The organism is Costertonia aggregata, assembly GCF_013402795.1.
Classification (GTDB): domain Bacteria; phylum Bacteroidota; class Bacteroidia; order Flavobacteriales; family Flavobacteriaceae; genus Costertonia; species Costertonia aggregata.
In genome coordinates this window covers 1,806,117-1,825,737 of the sequence record NZ_CP058595.1, presented here as the reverse complement: position 1 = coordinate 1,825,737, position 19,621 = coordinate 1,806,117, and the positions used below count along the sequence as shown (strand labels likewise).

Here is a 19,621-nt window from a genome sequence, read left to right as displayed (position 1 = left end):
TTTACAATCGCCTAACTTATAAAAAATGCCCCCTTTTGACTGAGGGGGTTTTTTATATATAGCTATTTGATGCTGAATATATTTTTAGCTTGAAAAAGGTAGTAAACCCGTATTTCACCGAACAAAATTACCTTTCATATTTTTCACAACATTGCTACCACACTTCACAACAAAAATTTAGTAGGGTTTATGATACAGCCTATATTTACAGTGTAATTAAGTGATAGTGTTGACCCCATCAGTACTTAAAACTTAACCTTAAAAAGCTAGTAGAATACCAAACCGAATTTTACTAAAAACCTACTTAACTAAAAAAAAGCCCCGATGAAAGTCGGGGCTCTTTTTTTGTTTCAAATAATTTCTATCCGTTTAGAAAGCATAATTTAAACCTATTAACCAATAGGTTTGAAGTTCATTGTCTACCGTATCAAAAGTATCACCAGTGTTTCCTAAAGTATTGATGGAGTAGTTTAAGGCCTCTTGTTTATTGTTACGCAAACCAAAGTCAAAACCTACCCCGATCGCTTTCCATAATGTATAGCCAAAAGAGTTGGTCCACGTCCAGTTAGAAAGATCTCCACTTTCATAGCTTTGAAACATAGATAAATTGGACTTAAAGTTTACCGCTCCCAATTTTCGAGTGTAGTCGGCCACAATTTTAGCCCCCAACGAAGACTCAAAAATGGTATCCTCATTACTGAATACGAAGTTATAGTTCAATGGATGTATGACCACGACCAGATCTTCAATAGGTGTCCAAGTAGCACCGACCCCAAAATCCAAATAACCTGGGTCATTGAAATTGTTTAAGATGGTTGTCCTATATTCTGCCAATGCGGATATGGCGAACTTCTCGCTCAACTTACGCCCGTAAAGCGATGTAAGCTGAAAAACATCGGTAGTGCCCTCAAAATCCTCACTATCGGTATCGATATCTTTATTGTCCAATTTTACCCAGGCCAAATTAACGTTTGCCGAGTTTCTCCAGAAAAATTTCTCTTGCTTTAAATTCGCAAAAGCATTTATGGTAAAGCCTATATTACCCGATGAGTTGTTTGGTGCACCTTGGGCGTACCAGTTATTGAAACTGGACAAGCTACCACCAATGGTGCCGAAAGCCCCTTTTTTCCAACCGGGTAAGGCATCAATTTGGGCCTGTAGGGCATCTACCCTCCCCTGAATAGCAGCAATAGAGTCTTTTTTTGGGCCTATCTCTCCCTTTAATTCTTCTTCTGTTTGTGCGTGAATGGTTGTAAAGGCCAACAAAGCGGCCCAAACAAATACTAACTTTTTCATAATGTTTAGTGTTTATATTTAATGTTATGGAATGTAAAAGTAAGAATAGTCACTTTTTTGACTTACTTTTTTTACAAATTTTTTCGTTTGAAGAGCGGCACCGACGAACAGGCTTCACCATACATGATGGATTTTACAACAGATTGTAATTTATGGGTCAAGAACAAATATGCATTTGCGGGAACGGGCTTATTACTGCAACCTTTAATGATGACAGGCTTATCCTTAAACCCGGAAATATCCAAATTCCCTATGATGGATTGGTACAGTGAGGTTTCCAAATTTTCCAAAGTACCCTGAACTACCTTTTTGGCGTAGGGCTGAAGTTTTGTGTTAACCAACATAAAGGCCCAACCGGGGACTATGGCATCGGTTGAACAGGTCAAGGCAACATAGGTGCCTTTATATTGCTCCCATTCATGTTCTTCAATATGTGCCCTGAACTCTTTTTCCCTTAAGATAAAACCTTCGTGCAGCCAGTCTTTGATATCCAATACTACTCTTGGGCCTTGAGGATAGTAATCCTCAAGGTCAATCGTGATTAGTTTGCTTTGGGCCACCCTATTTACTATTTCCTCTGGCATATTTTGCAATAAAATAAGTTACGTTAAATGAAAATTAAAAATGAAGCTTGGTTACAGCATTCCAAGCTCCAGTTTCGCCTCTTCGCTCATAGCGTCTTGCGTCCAAGGCGGATCAAAAGTGATCTCGACCTCAGCATCTTTTACGGCGTTGAGCGATTTGACCTTTTCTTCAACTTCTACAGGAAGCGATTCCGCAACTGGACAATTGGGCGATGTTAGGGTCATTAAAATTTTCACATCATTATCCTCATTTACGAAAACATCGTAAATTAATCCTAATTCATATATATCTACGGGAATTTCTGGGTCGTAAATTGTTTTTAGGACCTTCACTATTTTCTCCCCTAATTCCGCCGTGTCTATTTCTGTGGTTTCTTTACTCATCTCAAAAGTTTATACATTCATAAGTTCTTGCATTAAAGCTAAATAAAACCTGTAGCCTTGGTCAAATGGCCAATGAACTTAATTATTTTTATTTCAGCTGTGTTTGGTATGCTACAGCGTATAGTTTTAATTGCTTGACCATGCTTACCAAACCGTTTGCCCGTGTAGGGGACAAATGCTCCTTAAGCCCAATTTCATCTATAAAACCTGTATCGGCATCAATGATATCTTGGGGTTTTTGGTTGCTGAAAGCCCTGATCAAAATCGCAATGATGCCTTTGGTGATAATGGCATCGCTATCTGCCGTAAACTGCAATTTATCGTCGTTCAGCTCTGCATGAACCCAAACTTTACTTTGGCAGCCCTTTATTATGTTATCATCCGTTTTATAAGCTTCATCGATTATAGGAAGTGACTTGCCAAGTTCTATCATATATTCATAGCGTTGCATCCAATCCTCGAACATAGAAAACTCGTCTACAATTTCATTCTGTATTTCCTTAATATGCATAAGCCCTTTTTTAATTTTTCAAATACAATTTGTTCAACCTATTGTGCATTTTAATCAAACTTATCAATTAGAGCGAATTATAAATTGAGATGAAATGCAATTAGTATCTAGAACAAAAATTTAAAACAAAAGCTGTTCTCGATTTAATTTTTGGTTCATCAAAATAACTCGAACTGACCTACGAAAACCATAATACTTCAAAATGCGAAACAAATCTATTGAGGTGTAAAAATACAACAAGAATCGGTGTATTTCAATAGTTTAAGAAAAGGATAACTACGTAGCTTACTGCAACATATTCTTTGCTCGCTTTATGGCCTCTACCAGCACATCAACCTCTTCCATAGTATTGTAAAAAGAAAAACTGGCACGTACCGTTCCGGGGATTTTATAAAAATCCATAATGGGTTGTGCGCAGTGGTGACCGGTGCGTACGGCTATACCTAATTTATCAAGTATCGTTCCGATATCGTAAGGGTGAATACCGTTGATATTAAATGAAATGACCGAAGTTTTGTTCTTGGCCGTACCGTAGATTTTAAGTCCGTCAACCTCCAACAATTTTTGGGTCGCATATTCCAAAAGTTCATGCTCATATGCAGCAATGGCATCAAAACCGATTTCGTTCATATAATCCAAAGCTGCCCCAAAGGCGATACCACCACAAATATTGGGTGTTCCCGCTTCAAACTTGTGGGGTAAATCTGCATATGTGGTCTTTTCAAAAGTGACTTCGGCAATCATTTCGCCACCGCCTTGGTATGGTGGCAATTTACCCAACCATTCCTCTTTGCCGTATAACATTCCTATACCCGTGGGGCCACATATTTTATGGGCCGAAACCGTATAAAAATCAACATCCAATTTTTGGACATCGGCTACTATATGGGGTGCCGCCTGTGCCCCGTCAATCAAAACTGCCGCTCCAACGGCATGGGCTTTTTCTATGATATCCTCAATAGGATTTATTGTACCCAATGCGTTAGAAATATGGTTACAGAAAACCAGTTTGGTCTTGTCGCAAAGCAAATCGTCATAAACATTCATCAACAATTCCCCTTCTTGGCTCATGGGAATTACCTTAAGGATAGCCCCTGTTCGCTCACACAACATTTGCCATGGTACGATATTGGAATGATGTTCCATCGCCGAGACCAAGATTTCATCCCCTTTTTTGATAAGTGATGTAAAGCCGTTGGCTACAATATTAATGCTGTGGGTAGTACCCGAAGTGAAGATTATCTCATGCGTTTTTTTCGCATTAAAGTGCTGTTGAATCTTTATTCTAGCCTGCTCGTATTTATCCGTTGCCTCTTGGGAAAGTGCATGCACACCACGATGAATGTTGGCATTATAGTTTTGGTAATAATCTACAATCACATCAATGACCTGCTGTGGTGTTTGTGACGTTGCAGCATTGTCTAGGTATACCAAGGGTTTGCCGTTGACTTCCCGTTTCAGAATAGGGAAATCTTTACGGATAGAATCTATATGAGAGATTATGCTTCCTTTCAATTTTAAAAAATTAAGTATGCAATATTAAATTGAAATACTGAGTTTTTACTTTTAGATACCGGGAAATCAAAACCGACAAAATCTGAAAACCCATGAAAATAGGTCACCTCCATTATGAATCTATCTGCTAATTTATATGAAATACCTAAGTTGCCGCCAAAGTCAAATTTAGAATCAGCAGTCAATTTGGTTTTATCTCCAAGAAATTCCCCTGAATCTGACTTTATAACCTCAGCATTACCATTCAACCAGAGTCCAACTTGAGGTCCAATCTGCAAATTTAATTCGTCATAAATTCTAAATTTGAATATTGCTGGGACGTTTACAAAATTGAATTTATTGACAATTTCCATAGTTTCATTTTCGGACTGAAACAATTCTTGGACATAGCCCTGAGAGGAAAATATTATTCTGGGTGAAAAAGAAATACCATTATAAAATGCAAATTCTGAATAAACTCCTATGTTATAGGCTATTCTACCAGTTGTTGCAACATCTATCAGTGGAGATTCACCAGAAATCCTAGAGTAATTTATCCCACCCATAATCCCAAATTTTTCATTCTGCGCATTGCAATACTGAGTTGCAAAAGCCCAAATTAAAGTTAACAACAGGGCTTTCTTTAAGATTTTTCCCATCTATATTTTGATAGCTTTATCTATTAAAATTTTTCCACTTTGGCAGAAGTGACAGTCTATGATTTACAAATCAAACCCTAAATTAACACCTAATTTTTTGGCTATCAGCTTATTGATTCTTGATTTGAGCTCGGGAATACGTACGCTTTCCAAAACATTGTTGGCAAAGGCATACATCAAGAGTGCCCTTGCCTCTTTTTTCGGAATACCTCTCGTCTGAAGGTAAAAAAGTGCATCTTCGTCCAATTGACCAATGGTGCAGCCATGCGAGCATTTTACATCATCGGCAAAAATCTCCAATTGCGGTTTTGTGTTTATCGTAGCCTTATCACTCACCAAAATATTATTGTTTTGTTGAAAGGCATTCGTTTTTTGGGCAATCTTATCGACTATGATCTTCCCGTTAAAAACACCGGTGGAGTTTTCGCCATAGATTCCTTTATAATCTTGATGGCTTTCGCAATTAGGCTGAATATGGTGTACCAACGTATGATGGTCTACGTGTTGCTTTTCGCCCAGAATGGTTACACCCTTCATGGTAGAATCCATATACTCGCCATTTTGATAAAAATTCAAGTTGTTGCGAGTCAATTTACCTCCAAAAGAAAAGGTGTGAACATTTACATTGCTTTTATCTTTTTGATTGATATAGGTATTATCGATCAGTGATGCCGCAGAAGTGTCATTTTGAATCTTGTAGTAATCAACGATAGCATTTTCCGCCGCAAAGATTTCAGTGACCGCATTGGTCAACACCTCGTTGGAAGTTAAGCTTTGGTGACGCTCTATAATCTGCACCTCGGCATTTTCTTCAACGATCACCAAATTTCTTGGTTGAAGCATCAATGATGCTTCGTTTCCTGTGGCAAAATTCAAGATTTCGACAGGTTTTTTAGGCATTTTGTTCTTGGGGATATAGATATAGGCCCCCTCTCTGCTAAATGCTGTATTCAAAGTGGTCAACGACTCATCTTTGGATGCCACCTTGTTAAAATATACGTCTATGATCTGTTTGTACATGGGTTTGGTGAGCGCGGAACTCATCAAACAGATATCAACCCCGTCGTGTGTGGTCTCGGAAAGATAAGAACTATAGATGCCGTCAATAAAAACGATTTTATATGTATCTATCTCATGTATGAAATATTTTTTTACATCTTTATATTCCAGTGCATTTTGTTCTTTGGGAAAGATGCTAAAATCAATTTTTTGCAATTTATTTAGCGATGTATATTTCCAAGCTTCCTCTTTTTTTGTGGGGAACCCCTTTAATTCAAAATTTTTCATGGCCTCTGTACGCACATCGTGAACTGGGTGGTCTACATCCACATTGTTCTCAAATGCCATAAAGGAAGAAATCAATTTGTCTTTTAAATCCATACTCAAAAGTTTCTTGTTTCTGTTGTTTCAAGTTTGCTTCAATGCGTAAAACTCGAACCATTAGAAGGTAAATTTAGTGATTCTTATATGCTTTGTGATTCTTTAAACTTATTGCCTTTAAAATCCTGTTTGCTTAAGTAAGCCATGAAATTAGAGATTCTTCTGCTCAATATTTCATACTCAGAGATTAACTTTAGCAGCTTATCTTCTTCAATATAATTATTGTCCATTACACGATACAATTGTGATCTAGTTTCTCCTGCTGATCCTTTAGCAATCGCCAAAAACTGTCTAAACTCAAGATTTCCATCTCTTTCGAAACCTTCAGCTATGTTATCCATAACAGAACCCGAAGAGCTTTTGATCTGGTCCTTGAGCTTAAAATCTCTTTTCAGATTTATGATTTCTGAAATGCTAATTATTTCTTTGGATAGTCCTCTAGCCTCTTGCCAAATTTCTAAATCCTCAAAACGTTTTATTGTAGCCATAGCATGAAACCATAGAAACTTGAAACTATACCGTAGCTTCTTGCTTTATCCAATCATAGCCTTTTTCTTCTAGTTCCAAAGCCAATTCCTTACCGCCCGACTTTACGATTTTGCCATTGTGCAATACATGTACGAAATCCGGAACGATATAGTCCAACAACCTTTGATAGTGGGTTATAACGATAACCGCATTGTCTTTGTTCTTTAACTTGTTTACTCCGTTCGCAACGATGCGAAGCGCATCGATATCAAGTCCGGAATCGGTCTCGTCCAAAATCGCGACCTTGGGTTCGAGCATGGCCATTTGAAAAATCTCGTTTCTTTTTTTCTCTCCACCGGAAAATCCTTCATTTAAAGAACGGGACAAAAATTTTCTATCAATTTCCAACAGCTCTGACTTTTCGCGAATAAGCTTCAACATTTGATTGGCCGGCATATCTTCCAAACCTTTGGCTTTTCTCGACTCATTGATGGCGGTCTTCATAAAATTGGTGACCGAAACACCTGGAATCTCTACCGGGTACTGAAAAGACATAAACACGCCTTTGTGCGCCCTTTCTTCCGGGGCAACATCCTCCAAATCCTCGCCATCAAGTTCAACAGAACCTTGGGTTACCTCAAATTCTTCCTTACCGGCGATGACCGAGGCCAATGTACTTTTCCCGGAACCGTTGGGACCCATAATCGCATGGACCTCGCCTGCTTTGACCTCTAGATTTATTCCCCTTAATATTTCTTTATCCTCTACCTGAGCGTGGAGATTATTAATTTTTAGCATTGCTTTTCTAATTTATTCTTTTTTATAAAATATCTATCCTACAGAACCTTCTAAGCTTATTTCCAATAATTTTTGGGCCTCGACCGCAAATTCCATCGGTAGCTTGTTCAGTACTTCTTTACTGAATCCGTTTACGATGAGGGCTATGGCCTTTTCGGTCTCTATACCGCGTTGGTTGCAATAAAATATTTGGTCTTCGCCTATTTTACTGGTTGTGGCCTCGTGCTCTATCATGGCCGTTTTGTTTTTTGCCTCAATGTACGGGAAGGTATGCGCACCACACTCGTTGCCCATCAACAGCGAATCGCATTGTGAAAAATTACGGGCATTCTCGGCCCTGCTATTTACTTGAACCAGTCCACGATAACTATTTTGCGATTTTCCGGCAGAAATGCCTTTTGAAATAATGGTGCTCTTTGTGTTTTTCCCCAAATGCACCATTTTCGTACCGGTGTCCGCCTGTTGGAAATTATTCGTTACGGCGATGGAATAAAACTCTCCTACCGAATTATCGCCCTTCAAGATACAGGAAGGATATTTCCAAGTGACCGCCGAACCGGTCTCTACCTGTGTCCATGAAATTTTGGCATTATTTTCACATATGCCACGTTTTGTCACAAAGTTGTAGACACCGCCTTTACCTTCTTTATTACCGGGAAACCAGTTTTGTACCGTTGAGTATTTTATTTCGGCGTCATCCAAGGCGATAAGCTCAACTACGGCAGCATGCAATTGGTTCTCGTCCCGGGATGGTGCCGTACAGCCTTCGAGGTAGCTAACATAACTGCTTTCATCGGCGATGACCAAAGTACGTTCAAACTGGCCCGTACCACCTTCATTGATTCTAAAATATGTTGATAATTCCATAGGGCATTTTACCCCTTTGGGAATGTAACAAAAAGAACCGTCGGTAAAGACCGCGGAGTTGAGCGCGGCATAAAAGTTATCGGTAGTGGGCACTACGGAGCCTATGTATTTTTTTACAAGATCCGGATGTTTTTGTATGGCCTCGGAAATGGGCATAAAGAGAATTCCCTTTTCTTCCAATGTTTTTTGAAAAGTCGTAGCCACCGAAACGGAATCTACAACAATATCAACTGCAACGTTCTGTAATTTCTTTTGTTCATCAACGGATATACCGAGCTTTCTGTACATTTCCAACAATTCTGGATCAACATCATCCAAAGTTTTGTTCGGGTCTGCCTTTTTGGGTGCCGAATAGTAGCTTATTGCCTGAAAATCTGGTTTTTCGTATCGCACATTGGCCCATTCGGGTTCTTTCATTTTCTCCCAAACCCTATATGCCTCAATACGCCAATCGGTCATCCATTGTGGTTCGTTCTTCTTTTTGGAAATAGCGCGGACTATATCCTCGTTCAATCCCTTTGGAAAAGTGTCCGACTCAATATTCGTGTAGAAACCATACTCATACTCCTTGGTCTCCAGTTCTTTCTTTAATTCCTCTTCTGTATATGCCATACTTCGTAATTTATAAATTATTTAAGCGGCAATGTGGTTGTTCTTGAAGTACCGATAAAACAGGCCGGTACATTTTACATTGCTTCATTTTACAGCGAAAAACTTTCCCCACAACCGCAGGTACGCTGTGCGTTAGGGTTGTTGAACACAAAACCCTTTCCGTTAAGACCGCCCGAATACTCCAAAACGGTGCCTACGAGATATAAAAAGCTTTTTTTGTCAACAATTATCCTAACATCGTTATCCTCAAAAACTTTATCGGATTCCTGGGTTTTGTTGTCAAAATTCAACTCATAGGACAGTCCGCTGCAACCTCCGCTTTTAACCCCTACGCGTACATAATCCTTGGTAGCATCAAAACCTTCTTCTGTCATTAGGTTGATGACTTTTTGTTTGGCCGTTTCCGATACTTGAATCATAGGTAATTAGGTTTAATCTAAATAGTTTACAAATATAGTTTATAAGTCCCTTTTTATGGCAATTCCTAACATTATTATAACGTATGTACCAATAGGATTTCCCTATGAAATACAAATTTTAGCGGTGCATCACTTTTGGCGAGTGGCCTGTCTTTCCATTTTTGGTGTCTAGCGATTTCATTTAGCTACTTTCAAATAATTGAATTATATTGAACAGCATTATTCAAAAAACTGTAAATTTTAGTAGCTATGTCCAAAAAAGAAAGCGTTAACGAGAATACATCAAGAAGAAAGTTCATCAAAAATACGGGCGTTGCGGCCGCTGGGTTCATGATCGTTCCCAGGCATGTCTTGGGGGGGCAAGGTTTTGTGCCACCCAGTGACACCTTAAACATAGCGGGTATTGGGGTCGGCGGCAAAGGACAGAGTGATATTGCATCGTTCGCCGAAAGTCCCAATGTAAACATTGTTTCACTTTGCGATGTTGATGATAGGCAAGCGGTCAAATCCAGAGGGGCTTTTCCCAAGGCCAGTTACTACCGGGATTTTAGGAAAATGTTGGAAAAAGAGGGCAAAAATATCGATGCCGTATCTGTATCCACACCAGACCATAACCATGCGGTTGCCGCATACAAGGCTATGGAAATGGGCAAACACGTATATGTGCAAAAACCGCTTACCCATGATATTTGGGAGGCCAGAATGCTTACCGAGGCTGCCAAAAAATTCAAAGTGGTCACCCAAATGGGAAACCAAGGCGGTTCGGGCGACGGTGTAAGAAAAATGAAAGAAATTTACGATACCGACATTATCGGGGATGTTCATACGGTAAAATGTTGGACGAACAGAGCGATATGGCCGCAGGCGTTGCAAACGCCCACAAAAAAAGATAAGATTCCCAAGGGGTTGGATTGGGACCTTTGGTTGGGCACTGCTGAAATGCGTGATTATAACGAGGCTTATCTCCCATTTGATTGGAGAGGTTGGTCCGACTTTGGAACAGGCGCTCTGGGTGATATGGCCTGTCATATTATGGACCCTGTTTATAGAATTCTTCCCATATTGTACCCCAACCAAGTAGAATGCAGTGTTTCGGATTCATTTAGCGGTAACTTTCAATATGCCGAGTACCCCAAGAGTTTTCCCAATTCAAGTAAAATACACCTTAGCTACCCCCGTACCGATGGAAAAGGTACTATCAAAGTTAGTTGGATGGATGGTGGCCTGCTCCCAGAAAGGCCTGATGAACTAGGTGATGACGAAGCTTTGGGCAACTGGGACGGCGGTGTACTTTTTATCGGTACAAAAGGAAAATTGATGGCCGATTGTTACGGAGCAAATCCAAGATTACTGCCATTATCCCTGAACGAACAATTTGAAGTGGAGGAAACTATAGCTAGAGTTCCCGAAGGGCATTATTTACAATGGGTTAATGCCTGTATGGTCGGTTATGGCAATGCCGAGACCAGTTCCCCTTTTGATTATGCCGGGCCTTTTACTGAAAGTATCTTGATAGGGAACTTGGCCTTAAAAGCTTATTTTGAAGAGGACCCCAATGCAAAAAACAAAGGATTTTGGGGCGGTGGAGCAAAATACTATGGCAGAAAGCGTTTACAGTGGGATGCCGAAAACATGAAAATCACCAACTTTGAACCTGCCAATAAATACGTAAAACGCAATTACAGGGATGGTTATACTTTAGGGTAAACCAAAACCCATTTATTCATTTATTAAAAAGCGGAGCAAATTTGCTCCGCTTTTTTTATAGGGCAAACTCAACTTTTACACCTTTATTTTCACAAAATGAAAACATAACGATTACATCTTGACCATACTTTAAATCATAGCATCAAATATGTTTTTGGCAAGCCTAGAGAACCAGTATAAACTATTTGATCTTTATGAGAACAACATCGCTCATCCCTTTATTTTGAATATCGGGAAAGTCCGCACTTGAGGTCTCACCGACCAAAACAATACTACCGTCTTGGGTTTCTAAGGCGTCGTAAGCAAAATCAAGACCTGTTCCCCCAAAGCTCTTTTGCCAAACCATATTCCCGTCGGCATCGGTCTTGATCAACCAAAAATCGTTCTCCCCGGCATTTTTACTGGCATCGCCATCAATACTTTTGGAATTTCCCGAAAGTATGAATCCGCCATCTGTGGTTACACTCACGTTTTCAGCCGCATCAAATCCTGAACCTCCGTATGTTTTCTCCCAAAGTAGGTTCCCGTTTTCATCGATCTTAATCAGCCAAATATCGGATTCCCCATTGTTTTTGGAAATATCGGCATCAACACTAAAGGTATTTCCCGTAACGACGTATGCCCCATCGTTGGTTTTTGCAATATCGTATGAAATTTCGATACCGGTACCGCCATAAGATTTTTCCCAGACCAGTTTACCATTCATATCAATTTTCAATACCCAAAAATCGTAGCTGCCCCTTGTGTCGCTAATGTCAAAATCTGTGCTCTCGGAAAAGCCCGCCATAACAAAACCGCCGTCATTGGAGCTTACCACGGCATGGGCCCTGTCGTTATTGCTGCCCCCAAAATACTCTTGCCACTGTATCTCGCCGCCGGGATTTAATTTAGTGGCCCAAAACTCCCCAACGCCGTGGCGTGTGAGTGTACCCTCTTTTTCATCATACCCATCTAATTTGGCCGAAGTTATGTCTAAAAAGCCGACAAAAAAGTAACCCCCATCCGCTGTTTGTATAATATCATAAGAGTGGTCGTGACCCGAAAAACCAAAGCTCTGCTCCCATTCTATATTTCCAGAAGCATCCAATTTTAAAATCCAGTTGTCATGAAAACCGTTGTTATTGCTGCCATCGCCATCTGAACTCATCGCATAACCGGTTAATGCGTAACCACCATCATTGGTCTGTATTAGGCTTTGGCCACGGTCATCCTTGCTGCCCCCGTAGGTTTTGCTCCATTGCAAATTTCCGCCAGCATCCAATTTTAGCAGCAAATAGTCGTTCACACTGGTCGTTTTGCCCATTAAGTCTCCATCAACGCTATTGGAAAATCCCAGCACTGCAAAACCGCCATCCAAAGTTGATATTATGGCTTGACCCGTGTCAGCACCTGAACCACCAAAGTTTTTTACCCAATCCAATTCTCCCAAAAAACCGTTCTTATTGTTCGGTATTTCTTCGGAGGTTTTGTCCTTTGAGCAAGAAAGGAAACATAAAACCAATATGAAAAATAGTTTTTTCATTATTCCGATTTTCTTATGATGAACAGTCCCCCGTTAATATCGCTAACAATAATTTTTTCACTTTCAAAATAAGGGTATACACTCCACACGCCAGAGAAATCGGCCGTATCATTGCTTGGAAAGGTATCAAAAAAAGCTTTTTCGGTAATGGATTTTTCCTCTATGCCCGAGATATCCAAAACACGAACCCCGGCCCTGTAGTTTGCCAAAAAAAACTCGTTGCCCTTTACATAACCATTATGGTCAATGGCACTGGTAGTTCCCAAATAGGTGTCATGTAATTGTGGGGCATCCAAGTCGGTAAAATCAAAAATCAAAGTTCGTGACCTGAATCCCCTACGTTGTTCGTCCAACTCGTCTCCCAATAAAAAAAATCGTTGGTCTTCCGTAAACCATCCTTGATGGGTATATTCTATATTTGGATATAAGACGGTAGCTATTTCAGAAGGATTGTCCTTATCCGTAACATCGGCAATGATCACTTGGTTTTCGTTGGCCCCTATGTAAATTTCACGCCCTGTATAATCCGAGTCCGGGCCATTATAAGTAACCACTTGTGCATCATGGGAGTATCCATTTTCCGAATATCCGCCCGAGGCTGTAGGGCTTTTTGGATTTTGAATATTGATAAAATGTGCCCCACCACGAAAAGCATCGTCTCGAGCGGTTCCCACAACATAGGCAAACCCACTTTCCTCATTGATTACAATGTTATGGGCATTTCCAAAACCTGTATATCTGGTATCGGCAGTGAAGTTTTGCGGGGTTTGCACATCCTTTAATCTGGTCAAATCAAACACTTGCATGCCATGATCGCTGGCCTCGGCAACAATGAAGGCGTGATTTTGGTATACTTTTATGTCCCTCCATGGGCTGGCAACGGTCGCAGTAGGAAGCTTACCAAGATATTTCAGGCTTTCCATATCTGAAATATCTATAAATGCGGTCCCGTTATCCAGCCCCATAATCGCATACTCTTTTCCTGTGGAAGTATCTGTCCAACCCCAAATATCGTTTCCAAGGGTCGCTCCAAAGGTATTTATTGAAATTTGTGCCAAAAGGTCATATCCGTCACAAGGGTATATTCCCGCCATGCCATTTTCACAAGGTTCAAAGGTTGCCGTCAGCAATCCGTTAGGATTACCAGCTTGTTCATTATCAAAATTATCATCGTTGTTGGAGTCACCACTATCGCTGGAACATCCTATTGAAATTAGGACAACTATCAAGTAAAAAAGACGTGTTTTCATAACATTGCAATTGAAAAAAATCTTCATCATAGAAATAAAGATACAATAAAATTATCCCCTTACTTTTGCAATATGATTGAAGATAAAGATACTCAAAGAACATCTCTGGAAAAATTGGGCGAATTTGGATTGATAGACCATCTGACCCAAAACTTTCCGATAAGCCATACATCAACGATTAAGGGAGTAGGCGATGATGCCGCGGTACTATCCATTGATAATTCAACAGTAATTACCACTGATCTGCTTATTGAAGGCGTGCATTTTGACCTCAGCTACATGCCCTTGAAACATTTAGGCTACAAAGCCGTAATGGTAAACTTGAGCGATGTGTATGCCATGAACGCCATTGCAAAACAAATTACGGTATCCATAGCGGTTTCCAATAGATTTCCCCTTGAAGCCCTTGAGGAATTATATGAAGGCATAGCCATGGCCTGTAAATTATATACGGTTGATCTTGTTGGCGGTGACACCACCTCTTCAAAAACCGGCATGCTCATTAGCGTCACGGCCATTGGTGAGGTAAAAGATAAAGAAATCACATACAGGTCCGGTGCCAAGCCCAATGATTTATTGGTTGTTTCCGGTGACCTTGGTGGCGCCTACATGGGACTTCAAGTGTTGGAACGTGAAAAAGAAGTATTTAAGGTAAACCCCGAAAGCCAACCCGATCTAGAGCCCTACTCTTACATTATGGAGCGCCAATTAAAGCCCGAAGCGCGAAAGGATATCGTTGAACTGCTGAAAAATTTAAACGTATCCCCGACCGCTATGATAGATATTAGTGACGGACTTTCATCTGAAATTCTGCATTTGTGCAAAAACGGTAACGTAGGCTGTAATTTGTACGAAGATAAAATTCCATTGGACCCTACGGTAATTTCCGCTTGTGAGGAATTCAATATTGACAGTACAATGGTAGCTTTGAGCGGTGGTGAGGATTATGAGCTTTTGTTTACCGTTCCCCAAACCGACTTTAAAAAAATCAGGGGAAATCCAAACTTATCGATTATCGGCCATATGACCGATGCTGCCGAAGGAGCATATTTGATTACCAGGGGAAACACCAAAATACCGTTGACCGCTCAGGGTTGGAATTCATTTGAAACCGGGTCATAAAAAGAATTCCCAAACAAAGGCAATCCTAACACTACAGTCATGGGGCGCAAGACTGCATAGCATAAGTGAAAGCTCATTTAATTTGGGAATAACTTTAGAATTCCGACTACTGACATAGTCTGGAATTTGCTTGCCACAGCATAATTCAGTTCATGTTTGAACCGGTAAAATTTAAGCTACCTGCTGTTGGGCAGCTCCATGTCTTTTTTGGTATAGGTTTTCGAGCGTACTGTTAATTTCTTGAAGTTCGGGCGTAAGCTCGGAAAGATTTCCACTTACATCGGTAGTTACTTCTTTTCCACAATGTATGCACTTGTACTCTTTGATATGTAACGTTACTTTTTTAGAAACGCTGTAATGGTGGCCGAAAAGATTGCAGCAGAACGAACTGAATGTGGAATATACTTTCTTCATAATTTGTAGGTTTTTAGGTTGAACAGCATCTGATTTGGGAATCAGAACATGCTTAATCATTTGGTTTTATGTTGAATAGGTTGGTGTATAGTATGTATTACTTTCTATTTATAACGTTAAATTACTCATCTTTATTAGGCTGGTAAACAATTTGTTGTCATTTTGGACAAAATTGTGGTCAACGAGCGAAAAATCAAGGTCAGTTTTTAATATTGGTCTTAAAAAGTCATATTTTATCCTATCTTACGGCCTTTATTCTAATAGTATTTACATGCTAAAGACCAAAGAGGCCTTAGTTACGGCATTTGCTCTTTTTTCGCTCTTTTTTGGGGCCGGGAATTTGATCTTACCGCCACTTTTGGGGTTTAAATCCGGAGAGCTTTGGTGGCTTGTGGCCATAGGGTTTTGCCTTTCGGCCGTGTTTGTTCCCATCCTTGGGATTTTGGCCTATGCCAAACTACAAGGCACCATTTTTGACTTTGGCAAAAAGGTATCGCCTACGTTCAGTTTGGTATATTCTTTATTGGTATATGCTATATCTATTAGTCTACCATCACCAAGAACGGCTTCAGTGACCCACGAAATCGCTATCGCCCCTTTTTTCCAAACGTCTTCGTTACTAACCAGTATCGTGTATTTTATACTGGTCTTTATTTTTGTTTTGAACCGTTCCAAGATTTTGAGCATTATTGGAAAACTACTTACGCCGGCAATTATTTTAATTCTCTTATTGATCATTGGGTGTACCATTTTCTCTTTTGATATAAGCTTTGGAAATACTGTTTTTACGAACCCGTTTACGGGTGGTATCTTGGAAGGTTATCAAACCTTTGATGCTATTGGGGCCGTTGTAGTGGGTGGGGTAATCATCGTATCAATAAATATAAGGCATCATAGTTTGCCTTACGATAACAAAAAAGCATTAATAAGAAAAGCTGGATGGTGGGCCGGGCTTGGCCTTTTGCTTATCTACTCGGGACTCATTTTTACCGGATCTTTAATGCATGGGCAGTTTGATGCAGATGTTTCACGCACCGCTCTTTTAAGCGGTATCAGCATTAAAACACTGGGCAACACCGCCAATATGTTCTTGAGCGTTTTAGTGAGTTTGGCCTGTTTTACCACGGCAGTTGGCATTGTAACCGGAACGGCCGATTTTATGCAGCACCTTTTCAAGGGTTCAAAACAGGCCTATTTGTTAACGGCAATAACGGGTTGTGTTTTAGGGGTTATCATGGGGCAGTTTAATGTAGGTTATATTATTGCGGTAGCGTTGCCCGCCCTTATGTTTATTTACCCCATTACCATTATATTGATTTTGCTCAACGTTGTGCCGACACAGCTTGCTTCGCCCATAGTTTTTAGAGCTGTTGTAATCACAACTATAATCTTTAGTATTCCCGATTTTTTAGGTGCTATACCTTCTTTAGCACTTAAGGAAGGGGCTTTCTCATTTATTCCTTTACAACAATATAGCATGGGGTGGGTATTACCTGCTTTAGCCGTTTTTATATTGGCCAATGGTGTTGCGAAAAAGCAAATGAATAAATAATCTCTTCACAGGGTTATTTAATTACGGTCAATGTAACCTTATCCTCGGTCGTGTTGGAATTCCTGTCAACCGCAGAAAAAGTCAATTCAAATTCTCCATGAACGGTAGGTAATCCTGACAGTTTCATTTTTTTGGAATCAAATTTCAACCATTCAATACTGTTTTGATTTAAGCTTACTTTCACTTCAGGATCATCAATGTCTTTGTAATAATTGAACGGTACCGATATTTCAAATTTCTCTCCAACTTTAAGATTTACATCAGAAAGTGGGTTGTAAACATATGGAGTAAACACTTTAGACGTATTGACCCAAAATATATCCGATTCAATCAATTCATTTTCTTGAATTTGTAATTGCGTAAAGAACAGGTATTTATTATCGATGCTAACGAATGGTCTTCTATCCCAATATTTTGAATTAATGGTTGCATCAAGAATTTTTGGTGCTGACCAGTTCTTATTTTTATCCCGATAACTTATATATAGGTCCATTCCTGTCTTATCATCTGTATATCTACAAAAAACTATGTATTCTTCTTTTGGGGAGATGAATACGCTTTCTTCATCATTAGGTGAGATGAATTCAGGAATCGGCTCCGCGTTTTGATATTCATTATCGACTAGTTTTGAATAAAACAAGTCAGCAGTAAAGCAATTTTCCATCCCTTCGCAATTCCTATTTGAAGAAAAATAAATTGTGCCATCATAACTCATAGAAGCGTTAGCTTCCCTGCTGGCCGAACTCAACGGAGGCTGTAATCTCTTAGGGGAACCCCAATCCCCATTGATCTTTTCAATTTGCCAAATATCAGTTACAAAATTGTTTGCATCGGGTTTGCTTTTTGCAAACAGCATAGATTTCCCATCGGGTGAAAAATACGGAAGAAATACGTTTTCACCTTCCAGTGGTGCAAATGCGATTGGTTTGATCCAATAATTATTGACCTTTTTGGAATAATATATCTCTCCGTTAAAGTCATTTTTGTTTAATATTCCAAAAGCTAATTCTTGCGTATCTGGTGAAAATGAAACACCTTGCTCCAATCTTCCCTTCATCGATATACTATCTGGTGCAAAAATCACCGGAATGGAATCGGGTGTGGTTTGCCCAAAATAGTCAGCTGGTTCTGCCAAAGACCTGCAACAAATGAGTATTGGGAAAAGAAAAAGCAATATAAATTTTCTAACCATTTATGTTTAAATTAATAGTGCCATGTCTCACTTTAAAAACACTTGGTGTATGATTGCCCCCAGGCATTCTTTTTTTCAGCCATGCATCAACTCCTCGATTTCCTCTACCTCAATTGGGATATTGGCCATCAAATTGAATGGGGCGCCACTTTCCCGAATCACCACATCATCCTCAATACGCACTCCCATTTTTTCCTCGGGAATATAAATTCCCGGTTCTACGGTAAAGACCATATTGGCCTTCATCGGTTTTTTAAGCTCGCCATAATCATGGGTATTTAAACCAATGTGATGGCTGGTGCCGTGCATAAAGTATTTTTTATAGGCAGGCCGGTCGGGGTTTTCATTTTGCACATCGGCTTTGTCGAGCAAACCTAAGCCCAAGAGTTCAGAAGTCATGAGTTTGCCACATTCTTTGTGATATTCGGCCCATAGGGTTCCGGGCACCAATAACTGTGTCGCTTCGTTTTTTACGCGTAGTACGGCATTGTACACTTCTTTTTGTCGTTTTGTGAATTTTCCGCTAACGGGGACGGTTCGGCTCAAATCACTGGAATAATTGGCATATTCCGCGGCAACATCCATCAAAATCAAATCTCCCGCAGCACATTGCCGGTTATTCTCGACATAGTGCAATACGTTGGCATTATTGCCCGATGCAATGATCGGGGTGTAGGCGAACCCTTTAGAGCGGTTGCGAACAAATTCATGTAGAAGTTCCGCTTCGATTTCGTATTCCCAAACTCCCGGTTTTATAAAGCCCAACAAACGTCTAAAACCTTTTTCGGTGATGTTACAGGCCGTTTGCATCAATTTTATCTCCTCCGGCTCTTTGATTCCCCTGATTTCCTGTAGAATAGGGTTGCTTTTGGCTACCTTGTGCGCCGGGAATCTTTGTTTACAGGCTATAATAAAACGGTCTTCCCTAGTCTGGGTTTCCACCGCTTGGCGATAGTGTTCATTGGTATTGAAATAGATGGTTTCCGCCTCGGTCATCAAATCAAAGAAAATTGCATCGAAATCGGACAACCAATATACCGTTTCGATGCCCGAAACTTCAGTAGCCCTTTTTTTGGTCAATTTTTCCCCTTCCCAAACGGCGATGTGTTCATTGGTCTCCCGCACGAACAATACCTCCTTATGCTTTTGGTTCATCGCATCCGGGAACAGCAATACAATCGTTTCTTCTTGATCGGCCCCGCTCAGGTAAAAAATATCCCTATGCTGTTCAAAGGGCAATGTGGAATCCGCACCTATGGGATAAACATCGTTTGAATTGAATACCGCTATACTTTTGGGCAGCATTCTGTCCATAAATTTTTTACGGTTTTTTATAAATAAACTGTTGGGTATTGGCTCGTACTTCATTTCTGGTTTCAATTTTTCCAAA

The 19,621-nt window shown here is 40.1% G+C and carries 19 protein-coding genes; 3 read left to right on the top strand and 16 right to left on the bottom strand.

What is annotated here, in order from left to right; translation table 11 throughout:
- Positions 1 to 369: 369 nt before the first annotated feature.
- From HYG79_RS08385 to HYG79_RS08335, 11 genes are all read right to left on the bottom strand, one after another.
- Positions 370 to 1,296 carry a DUF3078 domain-containing protein gene (locus tag HYG79_RS08385; RefSeq protein ID WP_179241651.1) on the bottom strand — a complete coding sequence of 309 codons (927 nt, stop codon included), beginning with the start codon at positions 1,294 to 1,296 and terminating at the stop codon, positions 370 to 372.
- Positions 1,297 to 1,367: 71 nt separating this feature from the next.
- Complete coding sequence (locus HYG79_RS08380; RefSeq protein WP_179241650.1) at positions 1,368 to 1,880, bottom strand: DUF2480 family protein; 513 nt, start codon at positions 1,878 to 1,880, stop codon at positions 1,368 to 1,370.
- 51 nt (positions 1,881 to 1,931) lie between these two features.
- Positions 1,932 to 2,264 (bottom strand): SUF system Fe-S cluster assembly protein, encoded by a 333-nt coding sequence (locus tag HYG79_RS08375; protein ID WP_179241649.1) that lies wholly within the window; start codon positions 2,262 to 2,264, stop codon positions 1,932 to 1,934.
- An 88-nt stretch (positions 2,265 to 2,352) separates the two neighbouring features.
- Positions 2,353 to 2,775, bottom strand: a complete 423-nt coding sequence (locus HYG79_RS08370; RefSeq protein WP_179241648.1) for a SufE family protein — start codon at positions 2,773 to 2,775, stop codon at positions 2,353 to 2,355.
- Positions 2,776 to 3,060: 285 nt separating this feature from the next.
- Positions 3,061 to 4,290, bottom strand: a complete 1,230-nt coding sequence (locus HYG79_RS08365) for an aminotransferase class V-fold PLP-dependent enzyme (RefSeq protein ID WP_228027966.1) — start codon at positions 4,288 to 4,290, stop codon at positions 3,061 to 3,063.
- Between the two features lie 2 nt (positions 4,291 to 4,292).
- The gene (locus tag HYG79_RS08360; protein WP_179241647.1) at positions 4,293 to 4,928 is read right to left on the bottom strand and encodes a porin family protein; all 636 of its coding nucleotides are present in this window, start codon (positions 4,926 to 4,928) and stop codon (positions 4,293 to 4,295) included.
- Positions 4,929 to 4,991: 63 nt separating this feature from the next.
- Positions 4,992 to 6,308 (bottom strand): Fe-S cluster assembly protein SufD, encoded by a 1,317-nt coding sequence (gene sufD, locus HYG79_RS08355; RefSeq protein WP_179241646.1) that lies wholly within the window; start codon positions 6,306 to 6,308, stop codon positions 4,992 to 4,994.
- An 83-nt stretch (positions 6,309 to 6,391) separates the two neighbouring features.
- A complete protein-coding gene (locus HYG79_RS08350) occupies positions 6,392 to 6,796 on the bottom strand; it encodes a four helix bundle protein (protein WP_179241645.1) in 405 nt (134 codons plus the stop codon).
- 25 nt (positions 6,797 to 6,821) lie between these two features.
- Positions 6,822 to 7,574 (bottom strand): Fe-S cluster assembly ATPase SufC, encoded by a 753-nt coding sequence (sufC, locus tag HYG79_RS08345; protein ID WP_179241644.1) that lies wholly within the window; start codon positions 7,572 to 7,574, stop codon positions 6,822 to 6,824.
- 33 nt (positions 7,575 to 7,607) lie between these two features.
- A complete protein-coding gene (gene sufB, locus HYG79_RS08340; protein ID WP_179241643.1) occupies positions 7,608 to 9,053 on the bottom strand; it encodes a Fe-S cluster assembly protein SufB in 1,446 nt (481 codons plus the stop codon).
- Between the two features lie 89 nt (positions 9,054 to 9,142).
- Positions 9,143 to 9,472, bottom strand: coding sequence for a HesB/IscA family protein (locus HYG79_RS08335; protein ID WP_179241642.1), 330 nt, complete (start codon positions 9,470 to 9,472; stop codon positions 9,143 to 9,145).
- A gap of 249 nt (positions 9,473 to 9,721) precedes the next feature.
- Here HYG79_RS08335 and HYG79_RS08330 point away from each other — a divergent pair, with 249 nt between their 5' ends.
- The gene (locus tag HYG79_RS08330; protein ID WP_179241641.1) at positions 9,722 to 11,179 is read left to right on the top strand and encodes a Gfo/Idh/MocA family protein; all 1,458 of its coding nucleotides are present in this window, start codon (positions 9,722 to 9,724) and stop codon (positions 11,177 to 11,179) included.
- A 181-nt stretch (positions 11,180 to 11,360) separates the two neighbouring features.
- Here HYG79_RS08330 and HYG79_RS08325 read toward each other — a convergent pair whose 3' ends face one another.
- Both HYG79_RS08325 and HYG79_RS08320 read right to left on the bottom strand, forming a co-directional pair.
- On the bottom strand, positions 11,361 to 12,701 hold the full coding sequence (locus HYG79_RS08325; protein ID WP_179241640.1) for a hypothetical protein: 1,341 nt from the start codon (positions 12,699 to 12,701) through the stop codon (positions 11,361 to 11,363).
- Positions 12,701 to 13,951, bottom strand: coding sequence for a choice-of-anchor B family protein (locus HYG79_RS08320; RefSeq protein WP_179241639.1), 1,251 nt, complete (start codon positions 13,949 to 13,951; stop codon positions 12,701 to 12,703). Before HYG79_RS08320 ends, HYG79_RS08325 begins: the two co-directional genes overlap by 1 nt.
- A 72-nt stretch (positions 13,952 to 14,023) precedes the next feature.
- On the opposite strand from HYG79_RS08320, the gene thiL reads away from it, so the two are divergent.
- Positions 14,024 to 15,073, top strand: coding sequence for a thiamine-phosphate kinase (thiL, locus tag HYG79_RS08315; protein ID WP_179241638.1), 1,050 nt, complete (start codon positions 14,024 to 14,026; stop codon positions 15,071 to 15,073).
- 171 nt (positions 15,074 to 15,244) lie between these two features.
- Here the strand turns inward: thiL and HYG79_RS08310 are convergent, their stop codons facing one another.
- On the bottom strand, positions 15,245 to 15,547 hold the full coding sequence (locus tag HYG79_RS08310; protein ID WP_394367014.1) for a hypothetical protein: 303 nt from the start codon (positions 15,545 to 15,547) through the stop codon (positions 15,245 to 15,247).
- Positions 15,548 to 15,758: 211 nt separating this feature from the next.
- Between HYG79_RS08310 and HYG79_RS08305 the strand changes: the two genes are divergently transcribed.
- A complete protein-coding gene (locus HYG79_RS08305) occupies positions 15,759 to 17,039 on the top strand; it encodes a branched-chain amino acid transport system II carrier protein (protein WP_179241637.1) in 1,281 nt (426 codons plus the stop codon).
- Between the two features lie 13 nt (positions 17,040 to 17,052).
- On the opposite strand, the gene HYG79_RS08300 is transcribed toward HYG79_RS08305, so the two are convergent.
- The gene (locus tag HYG79_RS08300; protein ID WP_179241636.1) at positions 17,053 to 18,231 is read right to left on the bottom strand and encodes a putative Ig domain-containing protein; all 1,179 of its coding nucleotides are present in this window, start codon (positions 18,229 to 18,231) and stop codon (positions 17,053 to 17,055) included.
- 75 nt (positions 18,232 to 18,306) lie between these two features.
- Positions 18,307 to 19,599 (bottom strand): aminopeptidase P family protein, encoded by a 1,293-nt coding sequence (locus HYG79_RS08295; protein ID WP_179243515.1) that lies wholly within the window; start codon positions 19,597 to 19,599, stop codon positions 18,307 to 18,309.
- Positions 19,600 to 19,621: the final 22 nt, after the last annotated feature.

Coding starts and splice junctions, on each gene's coding strand:
- HYG79_RS08295 (WP_179243515.1), bottom strand. CDS start 19,599: ATGAAGTACGAGCCAATACCCAACAGTTTATTTATAAAAAACCGTAAA.
- thiL (WP_179241638.1), top strand. CDS start 14,024: ATGATTGAAGATAAAGATACTCAAAGAACATCTCTGGAAAAATTGGGC.
- HYG79_RS08325 (WP_179241640.1), bottom strand. CDS start 12,701: ATGAAAAAACTATTTTTCATATTGGTTTTATGTTTCCTTTCTTGCTCA.
- HYG79_RS08385 (WP_179241651.1), bottom strand. CDS start 1,296: ATGAAAAAGTTAGTATTTGTTTGGGCCGCTTTGTTGGCCTTTACAACC.
- HYG79_RS08360 (WP_179241647.1), bottom strand. CDS start 4,928: ATGGGAAAAATCTTAAAGAAAGCCCTGTTGTTAACTTTAATTTGGGCT.
- HYG79_RS08370 (WP_179241648.1), bottom strand. CDS start 2,775: ATGCATATTAAGGAAATACAGAATGAAATTGTAGACGAGTTTTCTATG.
- HYG79_RS08310 (WP_394367014.1), bottom strand. CDS start 15,547: ATGATTAAGCATGTTCTGATTCCCAAATCAGATGCTGTTCAACCTAAA.
- sufC (WP_179241644.1), bottom strand. CDS start 7,574: ATGCTAAAAATTAATAATCTCCACGCTCAGGTAGAGGATAAAGAAATA.
- HYG79_RS08330 (WP_179241641.1), top strand. CDS start 9,722: ATGTCCAAAAAAGAAAGCGTTAACGAGAATACATCAAGAAGAAAGTTC.
- HYG79_RS08380 (WP_179241650.1), bottom strand. CDS start 1,880: ATGCCAGAGGAAATAGTAAATAGGGTGGCCCAAAGCAAACTAATCACG.
- HYG79_RS08335 (WP_179241642.1), bottom strand. CDS start 9,472: ATGATTCAAGTATCGGAAACGGCCAAACAAAAAGTCATCAACCTAATG.
- sufB (WP_179241643.1), bottom strand. CDS start 9,053: ATGGCATATACAGAAGAGGAATTAAAGAAAGAACTGGAGACCAAGGAG.
- HYG79_RS08350 (WP_179241645.1), bottom strand. CDS start 6,796: ATGGCTACAATAAAACGTTTTGAGGATTTAGAAATTTGGCAAGAGGCT.
- sufD (WP_179241646.1), bottom strand. CDS start 6,308: ATGGATTTAAAAGACAAATTGATTTCTTCCTTTATGGCATTTGAGAAC.
- HYG79_RS08305 (WP_179241637.1), top strand. CDS start 15,759: ATGCTAAAGACCAAAGAGGCCTTAGTTACGGCATTTGCTCTTTTTTCG.
- HYG79_RS08375 (WP_179241649.1), bottom strand. CDS start 2,264: ATGAGTAAAGAAACCACAGAAATAGACACGGCGGAATTAGGGGAGAAA.
- HYG79_RS08300 (WP_179241636.1), bottom strand. CDS start 18,231: ATGGTTAGAAAATTTATATTGCTTTTTCTTTTCCCAATACTCATTTGT.
- HYG79_RS08320 (WP_179241639.1), bottom strand. CDS start 13,951: ATGAAAACACGTCTTTTTTACTTGATAGTTGTCCTAATTTCAATAGGA.